General features: G+C 69.8%; 9 protein-coding genes. 6 read left to right on the forward strand and 3 right to left on the reverse strand.

The window, feature by feature from the left end; genetic code table 11:
* Positions 1-53 precede the first annotated feature (53 nt).
* The 3 genes from HIR71_RS14155 to HIR71_RS14165 are packed head-to-tail and all read left to right on the forward strand — an operon-like array spanning position 54 to position 3507.
* Positions 54-1325 carry an MFS transporter gene (locus HIR71_RS14155; RefSeq protein ID WP_169325712.1) on the forward strand — a complete coding sequence of 424 codons (1272 nt, stop codon included), beginning with the start codon at positions 54-56 and terminating at the stop codon, positions 1323-1325.
* Positions 1322-2341 carry a beta-propeller domain-containing protein gene (locus tag HIR71_RS14160; protein WP_169325713.1) on the forward strand — a complete coding sequence of 340 codons (1020 nt, stop codon included), beginning with the start codon at positions 1322-1324 and terminating at the stop codon, positions 2339-2341. The genes HIR71_RS14155 and HIR71_RS14160 overlap by 4 nt, the downstream gene beginning before the upstream one ends.
* Complete coding sequence (locus HIR71_RS14165) at positions 2338-3507, forward strand: glycosyltransferase (protein ID WP_169325714.1); 1170 nt, start codon at positions 2338-2340, stop codon at positions 3505-3507. The genes HIR71_RS14160 and HIR71_RS14165 overlap by 4 nt, the downstream gene beginning before the upstream one ends.
* On the opposite strand, the gene HIR71_RS14170 is transcribed toward HIR71_RS14165, so the two are convergent.
* Complete coding sequence (locus tag HIR71_RS14170) at positions 3495-4139, reverse strand: hypothetical protein (protein WP_169325715.1); 645 nt, start codon at positions 4137-4139, stop codon at positions 3495-3497. The genes HIR71_RS14165 and HIR71_RS14170 overlap by 13 nt on opposite strands.
* 164 nt (positions 4140-4303) lie before the next feature.
* Here HIR71_RS14170 and HIR71_RS14175 point away from each other — a divergent pair, with 164 nt between their 5' ends.
* Positions 4304-5149 carry a hypothetical protein gene (locus HIR71_RS14175; RefSeq protein ID WP_169325716.1) on the forward strand — a complete coding sequence of 282 codons (846 nt, stop codon included), beginning with the start codon at positions 4304-4306 and terminating at the stop codon, positions 5147-5149.
* Between the two features lie 254 nt (positions 5150-5403).
* On the forward strand, positions 5404-6537 hold the full coding sequence (locus HIR71_RS17015) for an O-antigen ligase family protein (protein ID WP_169325717.1): 1134 nt from the start codon (positions 5404-5406) through the stop codon (positions 6535-6537).
* Between the two features lie 24 nt (positions 6538-6561).
* On the opposite strand, the gene HIR71_RS17550 is transcribed toward HIR71_RS17015, so the two are convergent.
* Entirely contained in the window at positions 6562-7827 is a 1266-nt protein-coding gene (locus tag HIR71_RS17550; RefSeq protein ID WP_396031761.1) for a glycosyltransferase family 4 protein, read from the reverse strand.
* Between the two features lie 52 nt (positions 7828-7879).
* Positions 7880-8143: a hypothetical protein gene (locus tag HIR71_RS14190; RefSeq protein ID WP_169325719.1), complete on the reverse strand. Its 264-nt coding sequence runs from the start codon at positions 8141-8143 to the stop codon at positions 7880-7882.
* Positions 8144-8562: 419 nt separating this feature from the next.
* On the opposite strand from HIR71_RS14190, the gene HIR71_RS14195 reads away from it, so the two are divergent.
* Positions 8563-9382: DUF4082 domain-containing protein (locus HIR71_RS14195; RefSeq protein WP_169325720.1), on the forward strand; the 820-nt coding region annotated here is incomplete at its 3' end.

The raw sequence follows: 9382 nt of genomic DNA on the forward strand, positions 1-9382 counted from the left end.
ACCGGACGGCGACGCAGGGCCTCTGGGCGTCGCGACAAGACGAGGCGGGTTGGATGTACATCAGCGTCCGGGACCGACCGGCGGCCGGGCGTAGCGCGCGGACACCCGGTCGTGTCTCCTCGGTGGTCGTCAGCCTCGGCGTGGTGAGCCTGCTCACGGACATCTCGTCGGAATCGGTCGCTGCGGTCCTCCCCCTCTACCTGACGACCGCGCTCGGCCTGTCGACGATCGCGTACGGGTTCGTGGATGCGCTGATGCAGGGCGCAAGCGCGCTGGTCCGAGTCGCCGGCGGGTGGGCTGCCGACCGGGGCGACCGGCCCAAGTGGGTCGCGTTCACCGGGTACGCGCTGTCCGCCGTCACCCGGGGCGGCCTGGTCCTCGCGCAAGGATTCGGCGCGGTCACGGCGCTCGTCGCCGTCGACCGGCTCGGCAAGGGGATCCGCACCGCTCCGCGCGACGCGATGATCGCCTCTGCCTCCGACCCGGATCACCTCGCCCGCTCGTTCGGTGTCCACCGCACCCTCGACACCGTCGGCGCCGCGCTGGGTCCGTTGCTGGCATTCCTGATCCTGTGGGCGATCCCGGACGGGTACACGACCGTCTTCGTGGTGTCCTTCGGCTTCGCCGTGATGGGTCTCGCCGTGCTCGGCCTGCTCGTACCGGACCGGCGCCCCCGCGCCGAGGCAAGCGACGCGGGAACACGCATGCGCCCGTTCAGCTGGCGCCACCTGACCGACCCGCGCCTGCGGCGGCTGCTCGTCGTGGCCGGCGTGCTGGGGCTGCTGACGGTCGGCGACGGCTTCCTCTACCTGTCGCTGCAGGACCGGGACGGCTTCGCGACCCAGTGGTTCCCGCTGCTGTACGTCGGGACCAACGTCGCGTACCTGGCGCTCGCGGTCCCGGTCGGACGGCTCGCGGACCGCGTGGGACGGGCGCGCGTGCTCGTGCTGGGTCACCTGGCGCTGCTCGCCGCCTACGCTGCCGCGGCGGTCACGGCCGGTTCCACCGTGACGACCCTCGCGTGCCTCGTGCTGCTCGGCGTCTTCTACGCAGCGACAGACGGCGTGCTGGCTGCCGTCGCGGGCCGGCTCGTGGACCCGGCGGCGCGCACGAGCGCCATCGGCACCGCGCAGACGGTCGTGGCGGTCGCGCGGATGGTGGCCTCGGCCGGGTTCGGGCTGCTCTGGTTCACGCTCGGCCGGGGCAACGCGATGCTCACGGTCGCCGCTCTCCTGGCCGTGGCCGTCCCGCTCTGCTACCTGGCGGTGCGCGGCCTGGGCGCCAGCGAGCGCAGCACGCCGACCGCGCCGGTGGACCCCGCATGAGGACGGCGCCCCGCACCATCGCGCTGATCGTGATCGTCGCCGTCGTCGCGGTCGGGATGACGGCGTTCGCCGTCATGGCCGGTGCACGTCAGCGGGCGGCGGTTCTCGCGGCTCCGGACGTCGACCAGGTGGAGCTGGACACGGTGACGACCGGTTCGCGCGTCGTGTTCCGCAGCACCGCGCCGGGGGTGCAGTACGGGCTCGCCGCGGTGGTGCCGCTGGAGGATCCGGCCGGGCCCCGCGCCTTCACCGACCGTGCGTGCGACCGGATCGACGCGACGGCGGACCAGGCGATCTGCCTGCGTACCGTCCGAGGCATCGCGACGACGTTCACGGCCGAGCTGCTGGACTCCGCGTGGGAGACCGTGCGCACCTGGCCGCTGCCGGGGATCCCCAGCAGGACGCGGTTCTCCCCCGACGGGACGCTGGTGTCGACCACCGTCTTCGTCTCCGGGGACTCCTACATGAGCTCCGGTTTCTCGACCCGGACCAGGGTCGAGCGTGCCGAGGGCGAGGGGTACGGCGATCTCGAGGACTTCACCCTGATCGTCGACGGCACCCCGATCGCCCCGGTCGACCGGAACCTCTGGGGCGTCACGTTCGTGGACGACCGGACGTTCTACGCCACCGCCGCGTCCCTCGTCGCGGGCAAGACGTGGCTCGTGCGGGGCGACCTGTCGGACCGCACGCTCACCGCACTGCGCGAGAACGTCGAGTGTCCCTCGCTGTCGCCGGACGGCACCCGGGTCGCCTTCAAGAAGGACGTCGGGGGCGACGACGGGAAGTTCTGGTCGGTGGCGGTGCTCGATCTCGCGTCGGGTGTCGAGACCGTCCTCGACGGCGAGGAGCGCAGCATCGACGACCAGCTCGAGTGGCTGGACGACTCGACGCTGCTCTACGGGATGCCCCGGGTCGACGAACCCGGTGTCACCGACGTGTGGTCCATCGCGGTGGCCGAAGGGTCGACTCCCGGTGTGTTCATCCCGCAGGCGTGGTCACCCTCAGTCGTGCGATGACCACCGCGACCCGAGGCGTGCGCTGCCTGGTCTACGCTCCGTACTCGTTCAGCGGACGGGGGCCCGCCGAGAGCTGTGCGCAGATCGCCGGCGGGATGGCGGCCGCCGGCGTGACTCCCGAGATTCATGCCGGTAGGCGCCGGGCGGCACTGCCCCCCGGAGTGTGCGTACAGCAGCCGTGTCCCGCCGTCGGGAACCGCCTGCCCTGGCGGCTCGTCAAGGCTGCCGCTGTCCCTCGACTGGAAGCCGGCTTCCGGGCGGCGCTGGCGGACACCGACCCCGAGACGACTGTCGCGCACTTCTGGCCTGGCACCCCGTCGCGGCTCGTTGCTGAAGCCCTCGACCGTGGCATCGTCACGGTGCGCGAGATGATCAACTCACCGTGCGCCACGGCGGGGCCGATCCTCGATGCGGCGTACGCCCGGCTTGGGCTGCCCGCGACTCACGGTCTCTCGGCCAGCGTGATCGAAGGTGAGACCGAGGAGCTGAAGCTCTACGACTACTTCTTCGCCTCGAACCCCGAGGTGGAGCGCTCGCTGCTGGCTCTCGGAGTCGGGCCGCACCAGATCCTCGCGACAACCTTCGGCTGGCGACCGGATCGGTTCACGGACCAGCCGCCGATCGCACGAACAGACGGGTTTCGTGCTGTCTTCGTCGGCCGGATCGGAGTGCGCAAAGGCGTGCCCGAGCTGTTGGAGGGATGGGAGTCGGCCGGAATCAACGGCGAGCTGGTTCTCGCGGGTCCGATCGATGACGAGATCGCGGGGCTCGTCGAGTCGTACACCGGCTCGGGGCGCGTCCGGCTGTGGGGCTATGTCGACAACCCGGGCGGCGTCTACGCGGGCTCGGACGTCTTCGTCTTCCCGACCTGGGAAGAGGGCGGACCGCAGGTCACCTACGAGGCCGCGGGATGCGGGCTGCCCGTCATCACGACGCCCATGGGCGCCGCGCGTCTGGTCGAGCACGAGCGCACGGGCCTCCTCATCGACCCGGGCTCGCCCCGACAGATTGCCGACGCCATCCGGACGCTCGCAGGGGACGCCAGCGCCCGCCACGCGTACGGCACCGCGGCCAGGGCTGCGGCGGCCTCGTTCACCTATGGCCGCGTCGGCTCAGAGCGTGCCGATCTTCTCCGGGAGATCCTGCGCGTGCGTCACTCATCCTGACGCGACGCATCCACCTCCGGCTGCCTGCGCCGGGCGCGGAGCTGGACGCCACGCACCGCCGCCAAGGCGCCCGCACCGCACAGCACCCAGATCATCGCGAGGGCGCGCGAGGTGCTGCCCTGGATGTAGTACACCGAAGGAGGCGCAGGTACGACGGTCGTCGAGATCCGGTCCGACGCGCGGGACCCCTCCTGCAGGAAGTCGAGCTCGGCGTCGATCCGAGCCAGGATCTCATCCTGGCGTTCACGGACGATCTCGGCGGTCGGGCCGCTCACCTGGACGTCGAGGACCTGCCTGGAGTAGACGGTGGACCACTGGCCCCCGTAGTCCGGCAGTCGGACGGACCAGCCGTCGAGCTCACCCTGACCCACGATCGTTGCGCCAGCGTCGGCCGTCTGATTCCACATGACATTGCCGTTGACCCGCCGTGCCACCGCACCCGCCGTGATGATCAGGTCCGTCGTCGTCGTTCTGAGCGCGTTGGGATTCACTTCGCTCGTCGGGGCCAGGAACGTCACCTCAGCCCGTGACCAGTACACGCCCTCCACCCTGAGCGCGAAGGCGCTTGCCACGAGACCGGCCGCGACGGCGAGGAGCACGACATGCCATCGACCGATGCGCTTGTGCAGCATGTCCCACATCGTCACTGAGCACCTTTCCGAGCGCTGTCGAGTCTGGCACGTCGACGCTGCCCGCCATCCGGCATCGGGGTGAAGATGTCGTGACAGAACGGACGCTTTCCGGTGCAGAAGGCACGTGGTGCCGACCGGAACGCTAATCTCGAACGACTAGCGACATGCTGGCACAGGATGCGTCGAACGGGGTCGACATGGAACTCACGACCTTCGCCGCGGCTTTGCTGCGGCGCTGGTATGCCGTGGCGCTGGGGCTCCTTCTGACAGCGGGTCTGGCCTACGTCGCGTTCTGGGCGGTCCCACCGACGTACAGCGCCGCGGGGAGCGTGCTGCTGCTCCCGCCGAGCGCATCGGTCCCGGAGGGCTCCAACCAGCTGCTGCAGCTCAGTGGACTGGATCAGCCCGCGTCGCTCGTCGTCGCCTACCTCGCCGGCGACGACGTCCGCGAGTCACTTGCCGGTCAGTACCCGGACGTCACCTACGACGTCGTGTCGGATCCGCTCTCACGTGGACCACTCGTGATGATGACCGTGGAGGGCCCGTCGCCGGGAACAGTGATGACAGCGCTGGACGCGGTGCTCGCGACCGTGCCGGACGCGCTCGGCAGCCTCCAGGACCAGGTCGATGCACCGCCGCCCTCGCGTTTCACGTCGATGCCACTGTCCGTCGACACAGAGCCGACCGAGGTGGTCAGCTCGACCGTGCGCGCCCTCATCGCGGCGGTCGGCGCCGGTCTGGCGGTCACCTTCGTCGGCGTGACGATCCTCGACAGCGTCCTGGTCCGTCGACCGCGCCGGCACGTAGCCGGGGCGGTCGAACCTGCCACGCCGTCCGTCGAGGCGCAGCTGTCCGGGCCGACGAGAGTCGAGCCGACCGGGGCCCCCTCCGAGAACGACTCCTGCGACGACGGCAGCGTCGATCGTGGACGGGCCGTGACGCGAAACCGGGTGAACCGCGACGACACCCTGAGCGAGGCGAGCGCTCAGCGCGTCTTGCCTCGGACCTAGCCCCCTCGGTGATGGTCGCACCACGACCGGAAGCGGTGCGCCATGCGGGCGTCCTCGCCTGGTTGACGGTGTACCTCGTGCTTCTCTTCGCCATCCCGTCTCGACTGGTTCTCGGACCTCTCGGGAGCGCAGGCGCCCCCTCGATGCTCTTCGGCCTCGCGAGCGCCATGGTGTGGTTCCTGGTCCAGCTGTGGGGTCCATCGAGCGCATCGACGTCGCGACGTCCTATCCGAATGGCATTCGCGCTATTTCTGGTGACCGTCGGCGTCAGCTACGTCGTGGCGATGCTACGGCCCATCGACCAGGACGAGATCAGTCCGGCCGATGTCGCTGTGATCGTCGCCATCTCGTGGTCGGGGATCCTGCTGATGGCGCACGACGGACTCACTACGCGACGTGACGTCGAGGTGCTCGTCCATCGGTTCGCGTTCGTCGGGGGGCTGATGGCCCTCGTCGGACTTGCCCAGTACGCGACACGTCAGCCACTGATCGACTACATCACCGTCCCGGGTCTGACGGCCACGAGCGGGGTGGACTCGTTCTTCCGAAGCGGCCAGGTGCGCATCTCCGGCACCGCCACGCATCCGATCGAGTTCGGTGCGCTGCTCACGATCCTGCTCCCGTTAGCCCTGCACAGCGCCTTCCACGCCAGGGACCGGGGGCTCGTGCGCCGCTGGTTCCCCGCGGTCACGATCGCGCTCGCGCTCGCCCTGTCGATGTCCCGCTCTGCCTACATCGGTCTCGTGGTCGCCCTCCTCATCCTCCTGCTGGGCTGGCCGCCTCGTCTCAGGTGGAGGGTAGGAGCGGCCGTCGCGATCGGCGGTACGGCCTTGAGCCTCGCGATCCGTCCGCTGTTCCGCACCGTGCGGAGCATGTTCGTCACCGCGGCGAACGACCCGAGCATCACCTCGAGGACGGACAGCTACGCCATCGCGCTGCAGTTCTTCCAGGATGCGCCGGTGTTCGGCCGCGGCCTTGGCACCTTCCTCCCCAAGTACCGGATCTTCGACAACACCTACCTCGGCATGCTCGTGAGCGGGGGGCTCGTCGGAACGATCGCGTTCGTGGCGATCCCCGTCACTGCGATCGTCATCCTGGTGCGTCGACGACGCCGGTGGACCGACCCTGAGGCGAAAGACCTCGCCCTGTCGCTCGTGGCCGGGATCGCCGCCGGCGCGGTCGCTCTCGCCTTCTTCGACGCGTTCGCGTTCCCCATGACGATGGGGACGTTCGTCCTGACCTTGGGGACCGCAGGGGCGCTCGTCCGGCTGCATCGAGATGACTCCGGACCCGTGCTGTCCCCCCGGGCGTGCAGCTCTGAGCGGCCGGAGGGGTCGCCCGAGGGCTCGGGCGCTCCGGCGGTTACCCCCGGCACCCCGGCGGGCTGACTTCCTTTCATTTCCGCACGCATCTCAGCGGCGAGGTCCCCGCATCCGCACGAAATCCGCGAGCTCGTCCGTGGGGACGTACGTCCGACCCCACTCGTCGGCCGACAGCTCGAGATCCTCCTCAGGCGGACGCGAACGGAACCCGAGGAGCCCGTCGAACACCTCCACGTACCGTCGGCGTTGGGGGCGCCAGTCCAGCTCAGTCACCACCCGGTCCCGAGCGGCGATGGACAGCGCTACGCGGCGATCGTCGTCGTCCAAGAGCTCTTCGACTGCGTCCGCGAACGACGCCACGTCGTCGGTGGGGACTGTGACACCCGTTTCACCGGCCGAGAACCTGGTCTCGACGAGGTCGAAGGAGACCGCAGGCACGGCGTAGGCCATGTACTCCATCGTCTTGTTCATCGTCGAGACGTCGTTGAGTGGCGTCTTCCGATCAGGCCCCAGCCCCAGGCTCGCCGCGCTCAGGTACTCCGCGATCTCCCGGACCCCGACACGTCCCGTGAACTCGACGACGTCCTCGAGCTTCAGCCGGGTGCGGAGCGCCTGCAGGTCCTCGAGGCAGTCACCGAACCCGAGGAGCGCCGCACGGAGGTCGGTGCGGCCACGCCTGTGGACGAGCTCGTCCATCACCTCCAGCACGACGTGCACGTCATCCTGCGGCCCCATGATCCCCAGATAGACGAGCAGGTGAGCGCTGCGCCCCTCGTCGACGGCCGACAGCACGGGACGCATGCGACGTGTGTCGGGTCCGCTGCGCACGACCGCCGTGCGATCCATCGGCACGCCGCCGCGCTGCAGTGCGACTTGTCGGTACGACTCGTTGGTGGAGATCACCCGGTGCGCAGCACGGAAGGTCCGACGCTCGAGCCAGAGCAGCCCGCGGTACTGGGTTCGCGCCCCGACCGACCGCGGTTCCCCGAACCGGGAGCGGAACAGCTCAGGATTGAGGTCGTGGTGGTCGAAGACGAAACGCACTCCGAACGGACGCCACAGCAGGGCGAGCAGCCAGTACGTGTCCGGCGGGTTGCACGCCTGGATGACGTCGAACCCGCGCTCGCGCCGCACCACGAGCGATAGCGCCGCCGTCCGGAGCCACGCGTAGACGAACTCGATGATGAACCCGAGCACGCCACGCGCCGCGGGGGCAGGCCGGTACTTGTAGATCGCGACGCCGTCGATGCACTGGCGGGCGGGATCGCCGGGCCCCTTCGGGCAGATGACGCTGACCTCGTACCCGGCAGCCGTGAGCGCCTGGCACTCCAGCCACACCCGCCGGTCGAGAGGCACCGGCAGATTCTGGACGATGACGAGGACTCTCGGCGACCGTGCCACCTGATGCTCAGCCCGCCCGACCTGCGGACGCGTCCTCGACGAACCGGCCGAGCGAGCCGATCGTCCCGAACCCGAGGGTGCGCACGACGTCCCTCATCTGGTCGAGAAGGAGTGGTTCGGTTGCCGTCAACGAGCCCTCGCGGAGGTTCCCGCACGCGACCGGCTGGCGGTGTGCGCCGCCGTCGATGGGTAGGCGGGCCTCGGAATCGTTGCACGTCGCGCGACGGTCACTGACGCTGTCGTCGACGACCTGGTGCACGAAGACCATCATGCCCGCACAGTACTTCGAGCTTCCTGACCATTCCGGTTGGACAGCGGGCGAAGTGTGCTTCGCCCGCTGTTCGAACTCGGTAGGCCCGACAACCCAGCCGTGACCCGCGCATCGCGCTGGGATCGCTCTGATGAGAACCGGCACCCGGGCAATTCGGACACCTGACCAGTTGCCTTCGGATGTCTCACCAGGTGAGATGACGCACGAACCCGCCGGTGAGCGGCCCAGCGAGCTGTCCGGATGCGGCCGGATCCGGGTTGCGTCGAACGGGTGAATTTCCGTGGGCGTCCGGGTCCGTGCCACCATGTCGATCGTCCGTTATCAGATCGCAACACTCCTCGAGCTTGCCGCCAGAGCGGACGAGAGTATAAGCGAGGCGTCACACGCCGCGCCCAGCCCCCTTGGAGATACCTCAGATCATGAGTCGACACCTCACGCGCGCCCTTACCCCCGGGGACCGGTCGCCCCGCCGACGCCGAAACCGGCTCACGGCCGGGCTCGCCGCCACAGCGGTCCTCGTCACTCTCGGCAGCGGCGGCGCTCTCGCGACAACCGCACCGGCTGCGCCGACCTGGGGCGCTGGTACGGAATCCCTGTGGGGCGCAGCGACCCCGAACGGTGCGACGGTCGCCTCTGACCGGGACGCCGTCGAGCTCGGAACAAGGTTCACCCCGTCCGTCAGCGGCACCGTCACCGGGGTCAAGTTCTGGAAGAGCGCCGAGAACACGGGTACCCATGTCGGGAACCTCTGGGCGAGTGACGGCTCCAGGCTCGCGACCGCGACCTTCACGGGTGAGACGGCGAGCGGTTGGCAGTCGGTGACCTTCGACGAGCCCGTCAGTGTCACGGCCGGCGAGCGCTACGTCGTCTCGTACTACGCCCCGAACGGCCGTTACTCCGCCACGCAGCGCCACAGCGGCGCGGACCGCTCGGACGTGCTCTCTGTGCCGAGCAGGAGTGGTGGCGTCTACTCATACGGCGCGAGGAGCTCGTTCCCGACGGAGTCGTGGAACGGCAGCCAGTACTGGGTCGACGTCCTCTTCCGCCCGGGCACGGCCGCTTCCACACCTGCCCCTGCCCCTGCCCCGGCCCCTGCCCCCGCACCGGCCCCGGCCCCCGCACCGGCCCCGGCCCCTGTTCCGGGACCCGTCGCTCCGGTGGCGTCGTCGACCGGGTTCCCGGATGCGACGAGCACGGGTGTCCCCGACGGTGTGGCGCTGACCCCGTACACGGGCCCGT

The sequence above is a fragment of the Cellulomonas fimi genome (assembly GCF_012952065.1).
In the GTDB taxonomy this organism is placed as follows: domain Bacteria; phylum Actinomycetota; class Actinomycetes; order Actinomycetales; family Cellulomonadaceae; genus Pengzhenrongella; species Pengzhenrongella fimi_A.